This window comes from Mesorhizobium sp. P2_C7, from assembly GCF_056404515.1.
The window spans coordinates 26,499-47,713 of record NZ_JBFUDW010000008.1 but is presented as its reverse complement, the minus strand read 5'-3'; the positions used below and the strand labels follow the sequence as shown (position 1 = coordinate 47,713).

The following is a 21,215-nucleotide window of genomic DNA, read 5'->3' as shown; positions in this document are numbered from 1 at the left end:
TCAGACGGCCTCGACCGGCGCCTTGCCCGTCAGAAGCAGGCGCGTCGCCGTGGTGACGTCCTGTTGCCGCATCAGGCTTTCGCCGACAAGGAAGGTACCGATGCCGCTCTTTTTCAATCTGAGGCAATCGTCATGCGAGAAAATGCCGCTTTCGCTGACCAGCAGGCGGTCGGCCGGTACCATCGACGCCAGCCGCTCCGAGGTTTCGAGACTGGTCTCGAATGTTCTGAGATTGCGGTTGTTGATACCGATCAGCCGCGACGACAGTTTTAGCGCGCGCTGCGTCTCGGCTTCGTCATGCACTTCGACCAGCGCATCCATGCCGAGTTCAAACGCCGTCGATTCGAGGTCGCTGGCCAAAGCATCGTCGACGCTGGCCATGATGATCAGGATGGCGTCCGCGCCCCAGGCGCGGGCTTCGTAGACCTGGTATGGGTCGAACAAAAAATCCTTGCGCAAAGCGGGCAGGGCGACGGCTGCTCGCGCGCTGGTGAGAAATCCAGGCGCGCCCTGGAACGACGGCGCGTCGGTCAGCACCGAAAGACAGGCGGCGCCGCCTTTCGCATAGGCCTGCGCCAATGCCGGCGGGTCAAAATCGGCGCGGATCAGGCCCTTGGAGGGGCTTGCCTTCTTGATCTCGGCGATCAGCGCGAAGGCGCCGGATTTGCGCTTGGTCTCGAGCGCGGCAAGAAAGCCGCGCGGTGCCTCGGCATCTTTGGCCCGCGCCTTGATCTCGGCCAGCGGCACACGTGCCTTTGCCGCCGCGATCTCGTCGCGTTTGTAGGCCTCGATCTTGCGAAGAATGTCAGACACGCTCTACCCGTTCGAAATCTCGATCAGCCGGTCAAGCACCTGCAGCGCGCGGCCACTGTCGATGGCTTGCGCGGCGAGCGCGATGCCGTCGCCAAGTGTCGTCGCCTTGCCCGCGACCACAAGTCCGGCGCCGGCATTCATCAGCACGGTGTCGCGATAGGCGCCGGCAGCGCCGCTCAGCATATCGCGCAATGCGTCGGCGTTGTAGGCTGCGTCGCCGCCACGCAACTCATCCTTGGTGTGGCGCGCCAGTCCAACCGCTTCCGGGGTCAGCGTAAAGCTGCGGATCTCACCGGCGATCAGTTCGGCGACATGGGTCTCGCCGGTGGTGGTGATCTCATCATAGCCGTCGCCGTGGGCAACCCAGGCATGCTCGGCGCCCAGCGCTTTCAGCGTCTCGGCCACCGGCAGGATCCATTCGGGCAGGAACACACCGACCATCTGCCGCTTGACGCCAGCCGGGTTGGAGAGGGGCCCAAGCAGGTTGAAGATGGTGCGGGTGCCGAGTTCGACGCGGGTCGGACCGACATGCTTCATCGCCGGATGGTGTGCGGGCGCGAACATGAAGCCAACGCCCGCCTCATGGATGCAGCGGCCGATGAATTCGGGCGAGATATCGATCTTGACCCCGAGTGCGACCAGCACGTCGGCGGCCCCTGTCAGCGACGACAGCCCGCGATTGCCGTGCTTGGCAACCGGCACGCCGCTGCCGGCAATAACAAACGCCGAGCCCGTCGAGATGTTGACGCTGTGGGAATTGTCACCGCCGGTGCCGACGATGTCGATGGCGCCGACCGGCGCCTCGACGCGCAGCATCTTGGCGCGCATGGTGGCGACGGCGCCGGAAATCTCGCTCACTGTCTCGCCGCGCACGCGCAGCGCCATCAGGAAGCCACCGATCTGGCCGGGCGTTGCGTCGCCCGACATGATGATGTCGAAGGCCTCGCGCGCTTCCTCGAAGGAAAGCGCGCTTCCGGTCGCGACCTTGGCGATATGGGTTTTCAGCGCGCTCATCTTGTCGAGGCTTGGGCGACGGCGGCCTGGTCGATGCGAACGTCGAATTGCGTCTGCAACTGCGCCACCAACTGGTCGAGCAGATCGTCAGACATGCCGGAGGTGAAGGATTTCTGTGCGTCTTCCGGCACGGAGCTGGCGTCAGCTCCGGCGGGCTCGAACACTTCGGCGACCTTGTACAGGATCTGTCCGTCGCCGGTTGGCGAGGGGATCAGCCCGGTGCCGCCTTCGCCAACGCCGAACATCGCTGCCGCGCCCTCCTTGCCGAAGTCGACATCATCGGCCTCGCGCTTGACACCGCGTTTGGTCTGCTTTTCCAGCTTCAGTTCGCCGGCGATGACGTCGAGCGTGGCGCCGGCCTTGAGCCGTTTTTCGAGCTCGTCGGCCTTGGCGGTGAGCCGCTTGGTTGTTTCGGCGGCGGTCCAGTCGGCGACGACTTTCTGGCGAGCCTCGTCCAACGTGCGGTCGCGAGCCGGTGTGATGGAAGCCACTTCGTAGAAAACGAAACCGTTGTCCGCCGTGGTCAAGGCGTCGTTTTCCGTGTTGGGTTCAGCGTCGAAGACAGCCTTGATCAATTCCGGCGACTGCGGCAGGTCCTTGACGATGCTTGCGTCAGGTCTCAGGCCACTGCGATCGATGGCGTCGATGGTGACGATCTTCAGCTTCAACTTGGTGGCGGCGTCGGCCAGCGAGCCGCCAGCGGCGCGGGTGTCTTCGTAATTGTCACGCACGTCCAGGAGGATGCGACTTGCCTCGCTCAACGCCAGATCCTTGCGGATCTGGTCGGACACTTCGGCCAGCGGCTTCACCACCTGGGGCTTGATTTCGGTGACGCGCAGCAGCACCGGACCGAAGGCGCCCTGCACGACCGGGCTGACTTCATTCGCATTGAGTGCGAAGGCCGCGTCGGCGACCGCCTTGTCGGCGATCTTGTCCTTGGCCAGCGTGCCGAGCAACGTATCGGCCGGGGTCTTGCCTTCCGCCGTGACAAGCTTGTCGAAGGTGGCGCCGGCCTTGAGCGAATCGAGCGCGGCCTTGGCCGCGTCAGGCGTCTTGAACACAAGCTGCTCGATGGTGCGCAGCTCCGGCGTCGTGTAGCGCGCCTTGTTCTTGTTGTAGTCGTCGCTGACCTGTTGGTCGGTTACGGCGGTCGTATCCATGATGTCGACCGGCTCGAGGCGGACATAGGAGAATTTGCGGTATTCGGGTGCCGCGTATGTCTTCTTGTTGGCGTCGAAATAGGCCGAGAGCACGCTGTCGGACGGCGCCCCGATCGGCTCGACCAGTGCCTTGGGCAGCGTCAAATAGTCGATGGTGCGGTCTTCGCCGCGATAGAGCGCGACCGCCTTGAAGAAAGCATCAGGCGCCTTGAGGCCATCCGAGACCGCCTCGACGATCTGCTGGCGCACCGCCACCTGGGCACGGTTCTTCAAATAATCCGCAGGCCGCATGCCAATCTGCTGCAACATATATTCGAACGTTCGCCTGTCGAACTGGCCGCCAGGACCCTTGAAGGCCGGATCTTCGCGCGTCAGCTCGGCCAGCCGGTCCTTGGAGAGGCCGAGGCCCAGCTTGCGGGCCTGTTCGTCGAGAACGGCTCCCGAGACGAGCTGCGCCAGCACCTGGTTGTCGATGCCGAGCGCCTTTGCCTGTTCGTGGGTGAGGCGCTGGCCGAATTGCTGCGACATGACGGCGAGCTGGCGGTCATAGGCGAGACGGTATTCGTTGATCGACACCTTGGTGCCGCCGGCGAAAATAACCGAATCGTGGCCGGCGAAACCGCCCATCAGCCGTCCGGAAATGCCCCAGACTAAAAAGCTGAGCACCAGCAACACTAGTAGACCCTTCGCGACCCAGGTACCCGCCGCGCTTCTCAATACACCAAGCATCGTTACTTCCGATTTATGCGCATTTTCGCATGCGCCGAGTCTGAAACAAGCGCAATAGCGCCCTTCCGGTCCACTGTCGATTGCTTTGTGGCCTGATTTTGGTAGTGAGGGCCAGAGCCTGATATCGCCCGGAGAAGCAACCCATGACGCCAGGAATTCGCCCGCTCGTCGCCGGCAACTGGAAAATGAACGGCACCAGTGCCTCGCTCAACGAGCTCAGGATGATCGGCAACGGTTTCATGAGTGGGCTTGATGCGGAGACCGAAGCGCTGGTTTGCGTTCCCGCAACCCTGCTTGCCCACGCAGCCGAGATTCTGTCACGCACGCCGGTCCACGCCGGCGGCGAGGATTGCCACACCAAGGAAAGCGGCGCCTACACGGGCTGCATCTCGGCGGAAATGCTGAAGGATGCCGGCGCGAGCCATGTCATCGTCGGCCATTCCGAGTGCCGCGAGCAACGCGGTGAGGATGACGCGACGGTCCAGGCCAAGGCTTCAGCCGCCTGGCGCGCCGGGCTTGTGGCCATCATTTGCATTGGCGAGACGCAGCAGCAGCGTGAAGCGGGCGCCACGCTCGATGTGCTGTCGCGGCAGGTCGCCGGCTCGGTACCGCCAAGCGCCACCCCGTCCAACACCGTCATTGCCTATGAGCCAGTGTGGGCGATCGGCACCGGCCTGACGCCGACCGCGACCGATGTGGCCGAAGCACATGCACATATCCGCGAAAAGCTGTCGGAAAAACTCGACGGCGTAGCGGCCAAGATGCGCATTCTCTATGGCGGCTCGGTCAAGCCTTCCAACGCGGTCGAACTGCTCGGCGTCAGGAATGTCGACGGAGCGCTGGTCGGCGGCGCCAGCCTGAAAGCGGCCGACTTCCTTGCCATCGCCGAGGCTTATCGCAGCATCGCCTAGGGGTGGACGGCGCCGGAAATCGTTGCAAAGGGAGCGTTGCTTCCCATATTCCGGCCACGGGCTTGGAAATGCCATCAAAGCATTGTATTGAGCCGCCTCCAATTCACCGGTCGGTCCGCGACCGGGCAAGGCCTTGCCAGGATAAACTATGGAAACCGTACTGATCGTCATCCATCTCATGGTCGTGCTCGCCCTTGTCGGCGTGGTGCTGCTGCAGCGCTCCGAAGGCGGCGGCCTCGGCATTGGCGGCGGATCCGGCTTCATGACCGCGCGCGGTGCGGCCAACGCGCTGACGCGTGCGACGGCGATCCTGGCGGCCGCCTTCTTCGCCACGTCGCTGACACTGTCGATCGTCGCCCGCTACGGCGAGAAGCCGATCGACATCCTCGACCGCGTGCCCGCGACATCTGACGGCGCCGGCAAGGGTGTGCTCAACCAATTGCCCGGCACGACCACTCCGGCGCCCGCCGGCAACACCGCGCCGAAGCCGCCGTCCGGCAACGATGCCGCGGCAACGCCTCCGGCGACTGCCCCGGCCACCGCGCCCGCCGCCGGCTCGACTCAGCCGGCGACCAACGGCACCACGCCCGCTGCACCGGCGACCCCGCAGGTCCCGAACCAGTAGTCTCCGGCGCCTGAAGCCGCGATCTGTTGTCGTTTGAACACAGTCGCGGCAAATGCAGCATGATCACGAAGATTCGAGTGCCTGCAATGTGGCGTTACCCTTGAGGCGTCTGCGCTTATTCGACTATAGATTGCGCGCGGCATTTCCGGCGCCCTTGGGGGGCGCTGAGCGACGCCGTGGGCAACAAGCATAGAACGATCGGATCTTCGCCATGCAGCTTCGCAGCTTCATTTTCATGGGACTCTGCGCCGTACTCGGCATGAGTTCCCCGGCTTTCGCCGGCATGCCGGCCAATATGGCCGCAAATCAATCGGCTGAAACAACCAGTGCCATCAACGTCGCCGTCAAGAGTGATGCGGCGCAATTGAAGCTTCTCAAGAAGAAGAAAAGCCCGACATCGGACGATCTCGCCCAGATCAAGAAGATCGAGGCCAAGATCGTTGCCGACAAGGAAGCAGCCAAGGCCAAAGCACTCGAAGCCAGGAAGCTGGCGATGCGCGAAGCGGCCAAGGCCAAGGCCGAGGCGGAACGGCAAGCGTTCCTCGCCAAAAGGGGCAAGACCGCTTCGGCAACCGAAGTGGCCGACGCCAAGCCTGCCGAGAAGACCGTCAACATCATCGAGCCGATTGCGCCGATCGAACCGATCCAGTCGGCTGAGCCACTCCCCGCCGAAGCGATGAACGTCGCTTTGACCGGAAACAATGGCGAGCTGCGCAGCGAAGTCATCGGCAAGAAGCAGTCGAGCGGCGGCCTGTTCGCCGGCCTCTTTGGCGGCAGCTCCTCGTCTTCGGTCTCATATCTCCCCGAGACACGGGCGCTGGACCAGGCTCTCGCCAAGAAGGAAGCCAAGAAGCAGTTCAAGGTGAAGCCGGAGTTTGTGCCGCAGGACGTGGAATTCACCGGCTACGACGCCGGCACCATTGTCATCGACACCAGCGCTCGCCGCCTCTACCTCGTCGAATCGTCTTCCACCGCTCGCCGCTACGCCATTGCGGTCGGCCGCGAAGGCTTGCAGTTCAAGGGCACGGTCGCGGTCGGCGACAAGCAGGAATGGCCGCGTTGGATCCCGACGCTGGACATGCAGAAGCGCGAGCCGAAGCACTATGGGCAGTACAAGGACGGCATGCCCGGCGGTGGCCAGAACCCGCTCGGCGCCCGCGCCATCTATCTCTATGACGGCAAGAAAGACACGCATCTGCGCATCCACGGCACCATCGCGCCGCAGTCGATCGGAACCAGCGCCTCCAACGGCTGCTTCCGCATGATCAACGAGCACGTCATGGACCTTTACAGCCGCGTCAGGGTAGGCACCAAGGTCGTCATCATCTGACGCCCGCATCCATCATGCCGAAGGGCCGGCCTTTGCCGGCCCTTTTGTTTTGACTTGCCCCAAGCGCGTTGCGTTGAAACGGATTCAATCGACGCGCTTTAGTTCTTTGTTTTGTGCATGTCGTTGTCCCAAAAACTGCTTCGTGCTTTGGGCGACATGCATAGGGGTATCGCGCCTTCTTGGGAAAAAACCTTTGCGGCGGTTTTTTCTCTGGCGGAATCAATCCGGCCGCGTTAAGCGATGACTCCCATGGCGCGATATGTATTCATCACAGGCGGCGTGGTTTCCTCACTTGGAAAAGGCATTGCCGCAGCGGCCCTTGGGGCTCTCTTGCAGGCGCGAGGCTATCGCGCACGCATCAAAAAACTCGACCCCTACCTCAATGTCGATCCAGGCACGATGTCGCCGTACCAGCATGGCGAGGTTTTCGTCACCGATGACGGTGCGGAGACCGATCTCGATCTTGGCCACTATGAGCGCTTCACCGGCCGCTCGGCCAACCAACAGGACAACATCACTACCGGCCGCATCTACAAGAACATCATCGAGCGCGAGCGGCGCGGCGACTATCTCGGTGCCACCGTGCAGGTCATTCCGCACGTTACCGACGAGATCAAGAATTTCGTCCTCAACGGCAATGACGACTATGATTTCGTGCTGTGCGAGATCGGCGGCACGGTCGGCGATATCGAGGCGATGCCGTTCCTCGAGGCGATCCGTCAGCTTGGCAACGACCTGCCGCGCAACAACGCCGTCTACGTGCATCTGACCCTGATGCCCTACATTCCGACGGCGGGTGAGCTGAAAACCAAACCGACCCAGCATTCGGTCAAGGAACTGCGCGGCATCGGTATCGCGCCCGACATTCTGCTGGTTCGCGCCGACCGCGCCATTCCGAAAGAAGAGCGCAGAAAACTGTCGCTGTTCTGCAATGTGCGCGAAAGTGCTGTTATCCAGGCGCTCGACGTGCCGCATATCTACGACGTGCCGATGGCCTATCACAAGGAAGGGCTTGATTCGGAAGTGCTGGCCGCGTTCGGCATCGATCCGGCGCCGAAGCCGCGCATGGAACCCTGGCAGGCGGTGTCCAACCGCATCCACAATCCGGAAGGCGAGGTCACCATCGCCGTGGTCGGCAAATACACCGGCCTCAAGGATGCCTACAAATCGTTGATCGAGGCGCTATCGCATGGCGGCCTGGCCAACCACGTCAAGGTCAAGCTCGACTGGATCGAATCGGAGATCTTCGAAAAGGAAGATCCGACGCCCTGGCTGGAAAAGGTGCATGGCATCCTGGTTCCAGGCGGCTTCGGCGAGCGTGGCTCCGAAGGCAAGATCCTGGCGGCGAAGTTCGCGCGTGAACGCAAGGTGCCATATTTCGGCATCTGCTTCGGCATGCAGATGGCCTGCATCGAGGCCGCGCGGTCGCTGGCCGGCGTCGAGCATGCCTCATCGACCGAATTCGGCCCAACCGAGGAACCGGTGGTGGGCCTGATGACCGAATGGCTGAAAGGCAACATGCTGGAGAAGCGCCGGGAAACCGGTGATCTCGGCGGCACGATGCGGCTCGGCGCCTATCAGGCCGATCTCGCCAAGGGTTCCAAGATCGCCGAGATCTATGGCGATACGCAGATTTCCGAGCGCCATCGCCACCGCTACGAAGTCAATGTCGATTACAAGGAGCGGCTCGAGGATTGCGGCCTGGTGTTTGCCGGCATGTCGCCCGATGGCGTGTTGCCGGAGACGGTCGAATACCCCGACCATCCCTGGTTCATCGGCGTTCAGTATCATCCGGAACTGAAAAGCCGGCCGCTCGACCCGCATCCGCTGTTCGCCAGCTTCATCGAGGCGGCAGTGGAACAGAGCCGCTTGGTGTAACGGCTTCTGGCTGGCTAGAGCATGATGCCGAAAAGTATGAAGCGGTTTTCGGACGACATCATGCCCTATCTCTTTGATGCGGATTCAGATTTCAGGTCGAATCGACCTGAAATCATCCGGCTCTAGGCGATGCAGACCTATGTCGCGCTCCTCTACAGCATCATCCTGGGCGAGGGACGGCGGCTCGTCATGGCCGACCTGAAGGCGATGGCGGAAGACCTCGGCCTGAAGAATGTTCGCACCTTGGTTGCGACCGGCAACCTGGTCTTCGAGGCGCCGGCAACGGCAGTCGCTGATCTGGAGCAACGGCTGGAAGCAGCCTTCGAAAAAACCTTCGGCAGGCATGTCGATATCATCGTGCGCGGTGCCGAGGACTGGCGGACGCTTGCCGCCGGCAATCCGTTCCCGCGTGAGTCCACCGAAGCCGGCGACCAGGTGGCGGTGCGCGTGATGCGCAAACCCGCGCCCGTGGATGCTGTAGCGGCGCTCCAGGCCTATGCCGCCGCGGACGAGAAGGTGCTGTCGGTCGGTGGCGATATCTGGGTTGTCTTTTCGCGTGAGAGGCCCAGTTCACGGCTCCTGGCGGCAACGAGCCACAAACGTCTGGGCATCGGCACGTCGCGCAATTGGAACACGGTGCGCAAACTGGCCGAGATGGTCGGCGCATAGGATCCGGGGCGGCTTTGCGCCGCCCCGGATCCTATGCCTGTCAGGCCTTCGCGGTCTTGGCGCCAGCGCCCAAAGCCGCTGTGCGCAGCACGTAGTAGATGGTGCCGGCGATGCCAACGCCGAAGAACCAGCCATAGACACCCCACCAGGACGGCAGCCAGTTGGTGAAGTTGGGCAGGATCGACGAGAAGATGGCGCCGATGCCGGCGGCGATGAAGGCATTGACGTGCCAGCCGCCCTGGAAGCGGAACTCGCCGTCCTCGCGGTAGAGCGCTTCGACGTCGACCTCACTTTTGCGGATCAGATAGTAGTCGACCATCATCACCCCGAAGATCGGTCCCATCGTCGCGCCGATGATGTTGACGAAGGAGGCGGCACTGCCTTCCCACGGCGCGAAGGGGTAGAGCACCAGCGCGATCAGCGCCGCGATATAGCCGCCCTTCTTGAAGTCGATCTGCCTGGGAAAGACGTTTGAGAAGTCGAAGGCCGGCGACACGAAGTTGGCGACGACGTTGATGCCAAGCGTCGCCACGGCGAAGGTCAGGGCCGCAAGGGCTGCTAGGTACCAGCTGTCGAATTTCGCCGAGATCTGGTCGGGGTGCAGCAGTACTTCGTGATAGACGTCGTAGGCGGCAATGGTGGTGACGCCGGCGACAAGCGAGAACAGGATGAGGTTGACCGGCAGGCCCCAGATGTTGCCCTTGCGCAGCGACGCCTGATCGGGCGCATAGCGGGCGAAATCGCAGAAGTTGAGATAGAGCGCCGAAAAATAGGTCACCCAGATCGCGGCCACCGCAAACAGCGCGGTCCACGAGCCCGGCGTGCCCGGCACGCCCGCATCCTTGGTCTTCTCCAATAACACGTCCATCGGGATGTCGCTGGTGAAGGCGAAGGTTCCGGATTTGACGCACAGGTAAATCGCCAGGATCAGCATCATCACCCAGACCGCCGGACCCGCCCAATCCTGGAAGCGGCGCACCGTCTCCATGCCGCGCTGGATGATCAGAAGCTGCAGCGCCCAGATAACGACGAAGCAGATCACTTCCAGGCCGGAATGACCGAGGAAATGCGAGTTGGCGTTGAGATCGGCGAACCATTGCGAGCGGATCAAGAGTGCCACGATGGCGCCGGAGGCTGCCGACGTCTGCGCGCCGTACCAGAAGCAGGCGACGATGGCGCGCACCAGCGCCGGTATATTGGCGCCCCAGATGCCGAATGAGGCGCGGGCGAGCACGGGATAGGGCACGCCAGTCTTCACGCCGGCATAACCGACCATGTTCATCAGCGCGTAGATGATCAGCGAACCGATGCCGATGGCGATTATGAAGTTGACGAAGCCGCCGCAGAACAGGAACAGGCTGGCAGCCAGGTAGTAGCCCCAGAGGCTGTGAACGTCCGACGTCCAGACGTTGAAGATCGAGAATGGTCCCCAGTTTCGAATTTTGGCCGGAGCCAGATCCTCGTTATACAGATCAGGTGAAGCACCCTGTATTGTCATTGCAATGTTCCCCTTTTGCAGCACGCGCCCTCACGCGTTGGCCGCACGCAGGGTAAGCCTGACGTCGGGGAACGGACAAGCAACCTATTTGCCGGCTTTGGCCTTAAAGATATTCAATGAGAACTGCGATTATCGACGGGGCGCAATGGTGGGCCGTTTTGCGTTTGCCGGTCGAATGATTCGAATTTCGGCACATGGCGATTTTTCTGATTTCCGCTTCTTTACACGGAACCAAACCGTGGATGGTGCGTTTCATAGGGTTCGATCGCGTGCATCGCGGTCAACCGGGAGGAAATAATGKATTATCTGCACTTCTTTTCGCCGGTGCGAATTTCGCGCGGGCAGGGGTATCCTGCTGAGGAAATCGATAGTGTTGCCGAGGCCATGGTGTTCTTGAGGAAATGGCCGACAGGACGGCGCGGTCCAGTCTATCAGTGCGCGCTCAATTGCTGCTCGGCCGCCTTGTCGGGCCAGATGTCGCCCGAGGAAGCAAGGAAAGCGTTCACAGGCTTTGCCCGCATCACGCGCCTTCTCGACGATGATATGGCGTTGCCGGCAGCCAGCGAAAGCATGGCAAAGGTGTACGCGCTGCGGCGGTAAGGGCCTGTTGTCTTGACGGTCATGCGAGGGTCTCGTGCCGTGACGGCGCGGGTCCTGGTTTGAGATGTGCTCCGAAAATCACTGGTCGAAAGCTCCTCCGGAGGTGCTTGCCTCTGGTGGCTCAGGTGACGGAATAACGGTCGATCACCCATAACCAGGTGCCGTCGCGTTGCCGACGGGCAACCTCGCTGGTCACGTCGCCATCGGGAAGTCGGGTCGATGTGAGGGTAAGGTCGCCGCAAACGAGCGCCGGCCGCTGCTCGCCCACGGCAAACTTCCGTCCGGACGCGACGATCTCCGCATAATAGCTGCGAATGGCCTCCTTGCCGCGCAGCAAATTTCCGCCGCCACGGTCGATCACCGCATCGGGTTCGAATAAGGCCGTCATGCCGTCGACATCGCCCGCGTGCTGCCGCGAAACCAGCAACGGCTCCAGTTGCTGGGGATCGTAGACAGGTTTTCTGTCGGCTGTGTCGTCCATGCTGGCCTCCGCACGTCATCCAGTCGGAATCATATCGCAAAAGCTCTAGGCGTGTCGGACCAGGGACTAGCGTAAGCAGGATGCACCCGCAGCTCAGCTGGACAAAGCGCTACCCTCGCAAGGTGGAGGCCACACGTTCGAATCGTGTCGGGTGCACCACTTCGGTATGAAACCGCGAACCTCGACGCGTTGCGCGAGCGCATGCAACTGGTCTCGCCAGTACATTCCATCTTCGTTCTGCAACTGGGCTACGCGGCGGAAATAAACGCATATCCATGCCCCTCTTTGACTATTCTGCCGATGCCTGGTCGTCCTAGGTGAGCGCCAGCCAGCCAAGTTTGTGCACCCGCTGCGTCTTGGAGCAGCTCGATCCGGCTAGCCCTCGCCATGGACTCGTCAGCGTCATAGGCCCAAGTAAGCTCGGGACGGGCAAACTGTGCAGCAGGAACGTGGATCAGGTCGCCGCAGAACAAAATATCGTCCTCGCCAGTGCTGAGGAGATAGCCCGTATGGCCCGGAGCATGCCCGGGTATCGCCACCGCCAGCAAATGTTCGTCCAGCCGGTCTCCTCCACTGATTGGGGCCAGGAGTGGCCGAAAATCCGCTAGTCCTGGCTCGGCGAGGAAATCCTCAACGGCGTCCTCCGCAATCACGATCTTGCTCAAGTTTCTGAATGCTCGCCGCCCGTCAGGCGCAAGAAGACCGTTGATGTGGTCGCCATGGGCATGGGTGAGGGCGACCATCGTGATGGATGATGTGTCGATGCCTGCCTCGAACATGGCCTCCTCGAGGTGGCCCAAGGACGGGTCCCAGCTGCCCCCCGCCCCACAATCTATCAAGATGCGGTCGATGCCGGAGCGGTCGATCAAGAAGCAGTTGACCGAAAGTCGAACGAGCGCCTCTTCCCGCTGAGGCGATACTGTCTGCGTATATGTCTTGTCGTTCGGATCTCTGAGCAATTGGGCCGGCAGGTCGACATATCCGTCGGAGAGCGACCAAACCTTCGATGATCCCGAAGCACAGGCCATGGCGTTGGCGCTTTGAGACAGAAATTTCACGGGGTAACCTGCCAAGCTGGGTGGATTAATTTTCTATTGCGGTACTGAAGCCGTTACGTTTTCCAAGTCATCACCTTCTGGACGATCTTCCAGGTTCCGTTGACCTTCAAGCACGACAAGAGGTCCGTGAAATGGCGTGGCGGTACCTGCAATTTCACCTTCAGAAGCGCGAGGTCTCTTTCGACGTCAATTGATAGGATCTCGTCATTACGCTCCACGCCTTGTTGTTTTGGAGCTTTCGTATTGCGGACGGCTGCTAGCCACATCGCAACAGGCGTCACGCCCACGTCGCCGTCGTCGGCGACCTTCGTCACGGAGCTCGAGGGATCAAATACGGATGCAAATTTCTCTGCATCCATTTCATAGGCGGCGTCAAAATAGGTCTGTGCCAGGGTGCGCAAAGCGCGAACATCGGTATCCATGGGTCACCTCGTTGTTACGTCCAACCATTCCGTACACGCGGCAATCGCGTGACGAGCACCAGGCAAGCCGGAGTCGACTTTCTGTCGGTCAAACCTAGGACAAGGGCACTTATGAGACTAGATATGTTGCACCGGATGGTGTCATGAGTGAGATTCATAAATCATGGGAAACGAGCTGAATGAACTCGCCGCGTTTGCAATCGTCGCCAGCGAGCGAAGCTTTACACATGCTGCCGCGAAGCTGGGCGTCTCCCAGTCCGCCCTGAGCCACACCATCCGGAGACTTGAGCAGCGGCTGGAACTCCAGCTTCTTGCTCGGACCACGAAGAGTGTAGCGCCAACCGCTGCGGGCGCAGCTCTTTTGAAGGAGCTGGCTCCGGCGCTTGAGCAAATTACTCGTGCGCTGGACAAAGCCCGAAGCGTTCGCCACCGACCTGCGGGACGCCTTAGAATTGTGATGTCACGGTCGGCGGCGACGATGGTATTGTTGCCGAGGCTCACAGCATTCGCCGAGGCTTACCCTGACGTCGTTCTTGACGTTGTCACTGTCACTGGTCCCGTAGACATCGTCGCGGGCGAGTTCGATGCCGGTATTCAACTCGGCGAGTATATTCAAAAGGACATGATCGCGGTGCGTGTCTCGCAGGAGTTGCGTTTGGCGGTAGTGGGATCGCCCGGCTATTTTGCGTCACGAAGCATTCCTCGGAAGCCCAAGGATCTAAATGATCATCGATGTCTAAACCTGCGTCTTCCGAACGGTCCGTACCGGTGGCAGTTCGAGCAGGGACGCGAGGCGATCACAATCGGTGTGAGCGGCCCGCTCGTAATCGACGATACCAACCTGGTGATTCAGGCGGCGCTCACCGGAGCCGGCCTTGGGCTCGCATATGAAGAGCAGGTTGCGGAGCATGTTGCTGAACACCGCCTCGTTCGCGTGCTGGAGAACTGGACGCCCCCTATTCCCGGCTTCTTCATGTACTACCCCAGTCGCCAGCATCAGCCTGCTGCACTAACTGCGCTGGTAAACACGCTGCGATGCACTAAATAGCCGTCGCGCGGAGGCATCAAGCAGTCAGGATCCGGCCGGGGAGGTTCTAAATATGGCATCGATGATTACCTGGAGCTGAAATCCTCGTGTATTGGTGGCCTCCCTCGACGGAAGGCGGTGCCGACTGCCTATGATTGAAAGGGAAAATTCGATAATTTCGTGTGCACTTGGCAAGGTCTAGCGGTTTAATGTTAAAGGAAAAATGCTGAAATATCAGGAATTTAGAGTAGCCATTGCACCTATGATGGATGGGGAAGATACATAAATAAGATCAGATAGTTGCGGGAGACCGTGTGCAAAAATCGCACACGAAAGTTCTGCTTCTCTTCTTTTTTCGTTCCCACGAGGGAGCTGCCGAGAGGCCTTTTCGGACGCTCTTTTGCCGACGATATTGACCGCTCCTATGCGGATGTTCGCCGGGATATCCGTGAACCTGATTGTCCGAAGCGGCGTCCAGTTTGCCTGGGGTTCCTGAAAGCTTTTTGAACTTTCTGGGTCGCTCCGCAGTCCGAATTGCGGGTGCTCATGGACAAAGTAGGATACTAGATTCGGCTTTTGCGTGGCTCTGGAAGGGATCGACCCCCTGGCACGTTGCGGCCCGATAGCGCGACAGCACGACTTCCAAGTACCATGTTTTGAACGGCAGCTTCGCGCCCAATTGTCGCCGTTCAGCACCCCAAACGCTTTATCCCAAAAGCTACCCCTTCTGCCTGTTCGATAAATCCAAATGCTACGAGCCAGTGAGGAGACGCCTTGGCACACGGTCGAGCGAACAATCACCTCGCCCTTGGCGACCAGTGGCAGAAGCAGACCGGCTCAGCTCAAACGTGTCAGTCAATCATCGGGTAGACGAACCCCTTCGCCATCGATGCTAGCCCGTTGCCAGATTATGGCATCCAGTCGTCCCACGACGGCTCCGGTCCAAAGCGGCGAGCGAGGAATTCGACGAATAGGCGGACTCTTGCCGAAAGCGGTCGCGCATCAAGGAAAACGGCATAAATGCCAAGCTCCTCGCACATGTGGTCAGCCAACAGAGGCACAAGCCGTCCGCCCTTCAGATCCTCGCCGACAATAAAGCTCGGCAGTCGCACGATACCGCCGCCGGCGAGGGCAATTTCGTGTAGAAGCGTGCCGCTATTTCCTTGCACCCGACCTTTGATCGAAATTGCCTGTTCTCTTCTTGCCCCTTTGAACCGCCACGTGGCGGAATCGGTGTCCGGAAGATGAATTAAACAATTGTGATGTTTAAGATCCTCTGGCCTCTCCGGGACGCCATACCGTTCCAAATAGGCAGGGGCAGCGCAGACAACACGGCGGCACGGGGCAAGTCGGCGTGCGATAAGATCCGAATCCGGTAGCCGTGCGATGCGAATGGCAAGATCGCAGCCCCCATCCATCAGATCAACCAAATTGTTGTTAAGGACCGCCTCGACCGAAACCTCGTCGTACTGCGCGTTGAAGTCCGTGATAGCGCGCGCGAGATGCACCCCACCGAAGGCGACTGGGGCGTTGACGCGGATCAGCCCGCGTGGCGCCCTCTGCTGCTCGATCGCTTCGCGCTCGGCGTCACTGATTTCGGCGAGGATCTGCCGGCAACGGTCATAATAGGTCCGCCCGGTTTCCGTGAGCCCCAATCGGCGTGTTGTGCGATTGAGCAACCGGATGCCAATCCGCGCCTCCAGTGCGCGAAGATGTTTGCCAACCATCCCGGCTGATAGGCGGCTCGCCCGTGCCGCCTCGGCGAGGCTACCGAGTTCTACTGCTCGAACGAAGACTTCCATGCCGGTCAGCCGGTCTGCCATCTCATGCACTCCTGGTATCGATTGAATGATCGATTTAGCCCATTATCAGCGATGCGGACCATAGTTACGTTGAATGAGATCTATTATTTCAACATCAAACGCAGGTGAGTTCTTCGATGGATCGACGCCACGCCCTGACCGTAGCCGCCTTGTCTGCTCTGCCGTTCAACCTTGGTGGCACGCTGCCGGTTATGGCCGCCGGCAATGCGAAAACCAACCGCGAGTTACTGCAGGCTTTCCTCGACGCATTGACCGCGCATGATATGGAAAAGTTCAAGTCGCTCTATGTAGCCGACGGCTATATTCAGCATCAGGCGTTAGCGACCAACGCAGCCTCGCTTGCCGGGCGCGAGGCCGTTGTCACGTATTTCGCCAAACGCATCGAAGCCTTTCCCGACCTCGTCGTGACCAGTGATGCCTCCCTGACCGAGGGGGATCTGATCTGCGCCAATCTTGTCTACACCGGCACGCATAGGGGTGAGTATCTCGGTATCCAACCGACCGGTAAGCGCGTGACATTCAATTCCACCGACATCATCAAGATTCGTGACGGCGTCTTTGTCGAGCACTGGGGGGCGGCAGACCTGTTCGGTCTCGCCCAGCAATTGCGCGGATGAAACACAGGCCATAACGGCATCGGTTATTGAAAGACCGTGCTACCAGTGGTTCGTGATCGAATCGCGACCCGGTGGGTATAGCGGGACAGATAGGCGGGCACCGCCTCCGGCCCGGCGAACGGCGCCTTGGCGTACACCACCCAGCGCCTTGAGCTGGGCGAGGCGAGGGTGACCCGCATGGCCGGCCCGATAGGCTGGGCCGGCAGCACGGAAGATGTCGGCGACCTCGATCGAGGCGCGCACGACTCAGATGTCGGGCGAGCCCTCTCCCGGCTTGAACAGCCCGAGCTTGTCGAGCGGGCTCGTCACGGCACGCACTGTCCGGGTCGCCACCTTCGCGTAAAGGGTGGTGTTGTTGAGCTTGGCATGCCCGAGTAGGACCTGGAGGATGCGGGTGTCGGTGACGTCCTCCAGCAGGTGGGTGGCGAAGCTATGGCGCAGCTTCGCGACGTGTCGTGTTGCCCCCGGATCAGCTTCGAGTTGCGCCGACCCTCGGAMAATATTTCCACAATCGATTGTGCAAGCGCGCGCTTGCCTGTATTTAGAATCTCACATCGGCCGGCAAGGTCGACGGAGTTGGCTGCTGCAGGCCTGGGAGAGCGAGATGGTGGCTGATGTGGCTGGAGGGCCAAAGGGGGGAATTGGGGGCCCATCGCGGCCGCATGACGATGACGTCGGAGACCTATGATGCTGCCTACGCTCACCGGCGGGCTCAATCTTGCGGTGACGTTCACAGCAAACATGGCAGGCCTTGTTGTCGCTTGGGCCTTTCTGACGAACGGGGGTTCTGGGAGCCAATCAGCATTTGGCGACTGCCATCTGGGGCTTCCTCCTTATCGGCGTCATGGCCGTCCCATGGGGCGCTGCTCGATCCAATGATAGACGCGAACGCCGGAGGTCCGCTCGTGGACACGCCCGACGGTCGGCGGGAGCGCCGCTGGCGGCCGGCCCGTTGGAGGCTCCTGCACGCGCTTGCAGTGCGCCGGGCGGCCCCGAACAGTTGCGGCACGATGGTGGGGTTTCACCCCTGGTCACGCCACACCGATCGAGTTGATCGACCTGCCATCGCCTCGGTCATAAGGTGGCCGATCGATTCGAATTTGGACCTAAATGCTCGAAGGACCGGAGACATCGATGCGCATTCTGATTACGGGCGCGGCCGGAATGATCGGGCAAAAACTGGTCAAGAGATTAGCCGCGAACGGCTCGCTGGGCGGGCGCCAGATATCGGCGTTGCAGCTGCAGGATGTGGTCGCCCCGGCGGACATCCAGATTGCGGACGTATTGGTGACGAAGCATGTCGGCGACCTCGCCGATCCAAGCGCCGCGGAAGCCCTTGTCGCGACGAGACCGGACGTCGTCTTCCATCTCGCCGGCGTCGTTTCAGGAGAGGCCGAGTCGAACTTCGAGCTGGGCTACCGCGTGAATGTCGAGGCGTCACGACTACTTTTCGAGGCGATCCGCGCGCTGGCGTATCGGCCGAAGGTGGTGTTCTCGTCGTCGTCCGCCGCCTTCGGCGGCCCCTTTCCAGGGATCGTGCCCGATACGTTTCACCTGACGCCGCTGACCTCGTACGGCACCCAGAAGATGATCGTCGAGGGCCTGCTCGCCGATTACACGCGACGCGGATTCATAGACGGAATCGGGATTCGCCTGCCGACCATTTGCGTCAGGCCCGGCAAGCCGAACCTGGCTGCTTCGGGCTTCAAGTCGGGGCTCATTCGCGAGCCGCTCAATGGCATCCCGGCGTTGTTGCCAGTGCCACGATCGTTCCGGGGCTCCAGCGTAAGCCCGCGTTCCGCGGTCAATTTTCTGCTCCATGCCGCAGAGCTCGATGGAGAGCGAGTGGGACCACGCCGCAATCTGAGTATGCCGGCGGTGATCTGCACCGTCGAAGAGCAGATCGAAGCCCTGCGGCGCGTTGCCGGCGACGACGTCATTCGGCTGATCCAGGATGAACCCGACGAGACGATCTGGCGAATTGTGCAGACGTGGCCGCAAGGGTTCGAAGCGACGCGGGCCAGGGAGCTCGGTTTCAAATCCGAAAGCGACTTCGACGAGATCATCCGAATTTACATCGAGGAAGATCTGCCGACCTTTCGCCAACATCAATCCCCTTAGCAGACACGTTTAATTGCCTGGTCTCACTTGATTTGACGCGCTGTGCACAACAGGAATCGCATGACAAAGAGAGCTTACGAAACCCTTCGCAGCGCCCGCTGGTATGCACCTGACGACGTGCGCTCTCAAAGCGTCAGATCGCGGACGAAACAGATGGGCTACGGAGCGGAGGACTATGCCGGCAAACCCATCGTCGCGATCATTACGACCTGGAGTGACCTCAACCCCTGCCATTCCCATTTCCCCCAGCGGGTTACCGACGTCAAGCGCGGTGTCTTTCAGGCGGGCGGCTTTCCCGTTGAACTGCCCGCCATGGCGCTTGGCGAAGTATTCATGAAGCCATCGACAATGCTCTATCGCAATCTGCTGGCGATGGAGGTCGAAGAGCAACTTCGTGCCAACCCGGTCGACGGCGTCGTGCTGATGGGTGGCTGTGACAAGACGGTGCCCGCCCTTCTGATGGCTGCCTTCAGTATGAACATCCCGGCGATCTTCGTTCCTGCCGGACCCATGCTGAGCGGTAACTGGCGAGGGCAGCGCCTCGGGAGCGGCAGCGACGTCTGGAAGTTCTGGGCGGAGCGCCGGGCAGGGCAGCTCGACCAGAAGGCCATGGAAGGCCTGGAGAACGGGATCGCCCGCTCGGCGGGAACCTGCATGACCATGGGGACGGCATCGACCATGGCGGCGATCACCGAAGCCCTCGGAATGGCGCTGCCGGGTGCGGCGTCGATTCCCGCGGTTGACGCGGATCATGCCCGAATGGCGGCGTCGGCAGGGCGCCGGGTCGTCGATCTGATCTGGGAAGACACCAAGCCCAGGGACATCCTGACGACCGGGAGCTTCGACAATGCCATCAAGGTGACGATGGCGATGGGCGGCTCGACCAACGCGGTGGTGCATCTTCTTGCCTTGGCAGGCCGGGCCGGCATCCCATTGTCATTGGAACGGTTCGACGACTTCTCTGCGTCGATACCCTTCATCGCCAACGTCAGGCCCTCCGGAAAGTATCTGATGGAGGACTTCCATTTTGCGGGAGGCGTGGGTGCTGTCCTGAAGGTCCTCTCGGATCATCTGGATTTGGCCGCCGGATCAGTGACCGGAAAAACTCTTGGAGAAAACATCGGCGAGTTCGAGGTCTATCTTCCCGACGTCATTCGCTCGCTGGACAATCCGGTAGAAAAGGCGGGTGGGCTCGTCGTGTTGAAAGGAAACCTAGCCCCCGACGGGGCGATCATCAAGCGAACGGCGATGGAAGGCCGCTTGTTGAAGCATCGAGGCACGGCCGTAATCTTCCGGGATTACAACGACATGGCCCGTCGGATCGACGATCCGGATTTGGATGTCGATGAGAACTCCGTGCTCGTCCTGCAAAATTGCGGACCCAATGGCGGTCCTGGCATGCCGGAGTGGGGGCAATTGCCGATACCCAAGAAGCTTCTCGCACGAGGTGTGCGCGATATGGTGCGGATATCGGACGCCCGCATGAGCGGCACGAGCTATGGCGCTTGCGTACTGCATGTCGCGCCGGAGTCTTTCGTCGGTGGTCCGTTGGGGCTGATCAAGGACGGCGACGTCATCGAACTGGATGTCGAGCGGCGCGTACTCAACGTCGAGCTTTCGGTCCAAGAGCTTGAGGCACGCAAGGCGAATTGGAAGCAACCCGAGAAACGCTATGAGCGCGGCTACGGACTGATGTTTTCACGGCACGTCACGCAAGCAAATCTCGGTTGCGATTTCGATTTCCTGGAGGGCACCAACTCCACGCCGGAGCCGGAAATTCACTAGCTTGGTGGCTGGGCATAATTGTGATCGTCACGCTTGAGTATGGGAAGGTGCAATGTCAAAAAAGACCGCGATGTAACGGGTGCCGGCGCAGGAGTAGGCAAGGCGACCGCGGTCGCCTTGCTGGAAGCGGGATGGAGCGTTGCTATTCTGCGGGCGCACGCGAACAACACTGGAAGCTGCGGCTTCGTCGAGCACACAGGGTGACGGCCGCGCGCTCGTTGTCCCATGCGACGTGACAAGCCCGGATGACGTGAAGGTTTTGTTTGAAACGACGCTGAAGTCATTTGGACGCGTCGATCTTCTCTTCAACAATGCAGGCAGCGGCTATCCCTCGACATTGATCGACGAGATACCGGTAGAGGCATGGAACCAGGTCGTAGCCGTAAACTTGACCGGGTCGTTTCTCTGCGCTCGGGAAGCGTTCGGCGTCATGCGTTCGCAAAGTCCTCAAGGCGGCCGGATAATCAACAATGGCTCGGTCTCAGGAGGCCGTTCTCCATCGCCTGCGGCCAGATAGACATCGGAAATGCCGCGACAGACATGACGGCACGAATGGTTGCGGGCGTGCCGCAAGCAGACGGTTCGAAGCGTCCCCGAATCACGAATGCACGGGTTGCCCGAGATCAGCTTCGAGTCAGGCGGATCCCTGGGAAA

General features: G+C 60.9%; 19 protein-coding genes, 1 tRNA gene and 3 pseudogenes. 13 read left to right on the top strand and 10 right to left on the bottom strand.

Translation table 11 applies throughout. The annotated features are described in order from the left end of the window. From trpC to AC1D2G_RS17960, 3 genes are read right to left on the bottom strand one after another with little or no spacing between them, the layout of a single operon-like run. Positions 1–813, bottom strand: a complete 813-nt coding sequence (gene trpC / locus AC1D2G_RS17970) for an indole-3-glycerol phosphate synthase TrpC (protein WP_477415672.1) — start codon at positions 811–813, stop codon at positions 1–3. A gap of 3 nt (positions 814–816) precedes the next feature. Next, entirely contained in the window at positions 817–1,827 is a 1,011-nt protein-coding gene (trpD, locus tag AC1D2G_RS17965; RefSeq protein WP_477415670.1) for an anthranilate phosphoribosyltransferase, read from the bottom strand. Beyond that, complete coding sequence (locus AC1D2G_RS17960; protein WP_477415668.1) at positions 1,824–3,716, bottom strand: SurA N-terminal domain-containing protein; 1,893 nt, start codon at positions 3,714–3,716, stop codon at positions 1,824–1,826. The genes trpD and AC1D2G_RS17960 overlap by 4 nt, the downstream gene beginning before the upstream one ends. Before the next feature lie 143 nt (positions 3,717–3,859). On the opposite strand from AC1D2G_RS17960, the gene tpiA reads away from it, so the two are divergent. The 5 genes from tpiA to AC1D2G_RS17935 all read left to right on the top strand — a co-directional run bounded on the left by tpiA (position 3,860) and on the right by AC1D2G_RS17935 (position 9,129). After that, positions 3,860–4,627, top strand: coding sequence for a triose-phosphate isomerase (gene tpiA, locus AC1D2G_RS17955; protein ID WP_477288683.1), 768 nt, complete (start codon positions 3,860–3,862; stop codon positions 4,625–4,627). A gap of 148 nt (positions 4,628–4,775) precedes the next feature. Further along, positions 4,776–5,252 carry a preprotein translocase subunit SecG gene (gene secG / locus AC1D2G_RS17950; protein ID WP_095081396.1) on the top strand — a complete coding sequence of 159 codons (477 nt, stop codon included), beginning with the start codon at positions 4,776–4,778 and terminating at the stop codon, positions 5,250–5,252. Between the two features lie 211 nt (positions 5,253–5,463). Further along, positions 5,464–6,582, top strand: a complete 1,119-nt coding sequence (locus AC1D2G_RS17945; protein WP_477415665.1) for a L,D-transpeptidase — start codon at positions 5,464–5,466, stop codon at positions 6,580–6,582. A gap of 240 nt (positions 6,583–6,822) precedes the next feature. Continuing rightward, positions 6,823–8,460: a CTP synthase gene (locus tag AC1D2G_RS17940; protein ID WP_095081390.1), complete on the top strand. Its 1,638-nt coding sequence runs from the start codon at positions 6,823–6,825 to the stop codon at positions 8,458–8,460. Between the two features lie 129 nt (positions 8,461–8,589). Further along, entirely contained in the window at positions 8,590–9,129 is a 540-nt protein-coding gene (locus tag AC1D2G_RS17935) for a DUF1697 domain-containing protein (RefSeq protein ID WP_477415663.1), read from the top strand. Between the two features lie 40 nt (positions 9,130–9,169). Here the strand turns inward: AC1D2G_RS17935 and AC1D2G_RS17930 are convergent, their stop codons facing one another. Then, complete coding sequence (locus tag AC1D2G_RS17930; protein WP_477415661.1) at positions 9,170–10,627, bottom strand: NCS1 family nucleobase:cation symporter-1; 1,458 nt, start codon at positions 10,625–10,627, stop codon at positions 9,170–9,172. A gap of 297 nt (positions 10,628–10,924) precedes the next feature. Between AC1D2G_RS17930 and AC1D2G_RS17925 the strand changes: the two genes are divergently transcribed. Beyond that, positions 10,925–11,227 (top strand): DUF982 domain-containing protein, encoded by a 303-nt coding sequence (locus tag AC1D2G_RS17925; RefSeq protein ID WP_477415659.1) that lies wholly within the window; start codon positions 10,925–10,927, stop codon positions 11,225–11,227. 121 nt (positions 11,228–11,348) lie between these two features. Here the strand turns inward: AC1D2G_RS17925 and AC1D2G_RS17920 are convergent, their stop codons facing one another. After that, positions 11,349–11,708: a YybH family protein gene (locus AC1D2G_RS17920; RefSeq protein ID WP_477415657.1), complete on the bottom strand. Its 360-nt coding sequence runs from the start codon at positions 11,706–11,708 to the stop codon at positions 11,349–11,351. Between the two features lie 82 nt (positions 11,709–11,790). On the opposite strand from AC1D2G_RS17920, the gene AC1D2G_RS17915 reads away from it, so the two are divergent. Then, positions 11,791–11,867, top strand: a tRNA-Ala gene (locus AC1D2G_RS17915). 89 nt (positions 11,868–11,956) lie between these two features. On the opposite strand, the gene AC1D2G_RS17910 is transcribed toward AC1D2G_RS17915, so the two are convergent. Further along, positions 11,957–12,766, bottom strand: a complete 810-nt coding sequence (locus AC1D2G_RS17910; protein ID WP_477415655.1) for an MBL fold metallo-hydrolase — start codon at positions 12,764–12,766, stop codon at positions 11,957–11,959. 53 nt (positions 12,767–12,819) lie between these two features. Next, positions 12,820–13,188, bottom strand: coding sequence for a nuclear transport factor 2 family protein (locus AC1D2G_RS17905; RefSeq protein WP_477415653.1), 369 nt, complete (start codon positions 13,186–13,188; stop codon positions 12,820–12,822). 163 nt (positions 13,189–13,351) lie between these two features. Here AC1D2G_RS17905 and AC1D2G_RS17900 point away from each other — a divergent pair, with 163 nt between their 5' ends. Then, positions 13,352–14,236 (top strand): LysR substrate-binding domain-containing protein, encoded by an 885-nt coding sequence (locus tag AC1D2G_RS17900; protein WP_477415651.1) that lies wholly within the window; start codon positions 13,352–13,354, stop codon positions 14,234–14,236. Positions 14,237–15,123: 887 nt separating this feature from the next. Here AC1D2G_RS17900 and AC1D2G_RS17895 read toward each other — a convergent pair. Further along, positions 15,124–16,038 carry a LysR family transcriptional regulator gene (locus AC1D2G_RS17895; RefSeq protein WP_477415649.1) on the bottom strand — a complete coding sequence of 305 codons (915 nt, stop codon included), beginning with the start codon at positions 16,036–16,038 and terminating at the stop codon, positions 15,124–15,126. 116 nt (positions 16,039–16,154) lie between these two features. Between AC1D2G_RS17895 and AC1D2G_RS17890 the strand changes: the two genes are divergently transcribed. Further along, positions 16,155–16,655, top strand: a complete 501-nt coding sequence (locus AC1D2G_RS17890; protein WP_477415647.1) for an ester cyclase — start codon at positions 16,155–16,157, stop codon at positions 16,653–16,655. A gap of 59 nt (positions 16,656–16,714) precedes the next feature. On the opposite strand, the pseudogene AC1D2G_RS17885 reads toward AC1D2G_RS17890, so the two are convergent. Together AC1D2G_RS17885 and AC1D2G_RS17880 are read right to left on the bottom strand one after the other, a co-directional pair. Continuing rightward, positions 16,715–16,798, bottom strand: a pseudogene (locus AC1D2G_RS17885) (transposase); the annotation flags it as partial. 103 nt (positions 16,799–16,901) lie between these two features. Then, positions 16,902–17,096: pseudogene (locus AC1D2G_RS17880) on the bottom strand (tyrosine-type recombinase/integrase); the annotation flags it as partial. Positions 17,097–17,339: 243 nt separating this feature from the next. Between AC1D2G_RS17880 and AC1D2G_RS17875 the strand changes: the two are divergent. The 4 genes and pseudogenes from AC1D2G_RS17875 to AC1D2G_RS17860 all read left to right on the top strand — a co-directional run. Next, positions 17,340–17,441, top strand: a pseudogene (locus AC1D2G_RS17875) (ABC transporter permease); the annotation flags it as partial. Between the two features lie 348 nt (positions 17,442–17,789). Continuing rightward, positions 17,790–18,776: a D-erythronate dehydrogenase gene (gene denD, locus AC1D2G_RS17870; RefSeq protein ID WP_477415645.1), complete on the top strand. Its 987-nt coding sequence runs from the start codon at positions 17,790–17,792 to the stop codon at positions 18,774–18,776. Positions 18,777–18,836: 60 nt separating this feature from the next. Then, entirely contained in the window at positions 18,837–20,561 is a 1,725-nt protein-coding gene (gene araD / locus AC1D2G_RS17865; RefSeq protein WP_477415643.1) for an L-arabinonate dehydratase, read from the top strand. Between the two features lie 139 nt (positions 20,562–20,700). Next, a complete protein-coding gene (locus tag AC1D2G_RS17860; RefSeq protein WP_477415641.1) occupies positions 20,701–21,078 on the top strand; it encodes an SDR family oxidoreductase in 378 nt (125 codons plus the stop codon). Positions 21,079–21,215: the final 137 nt, after the last annotated feature.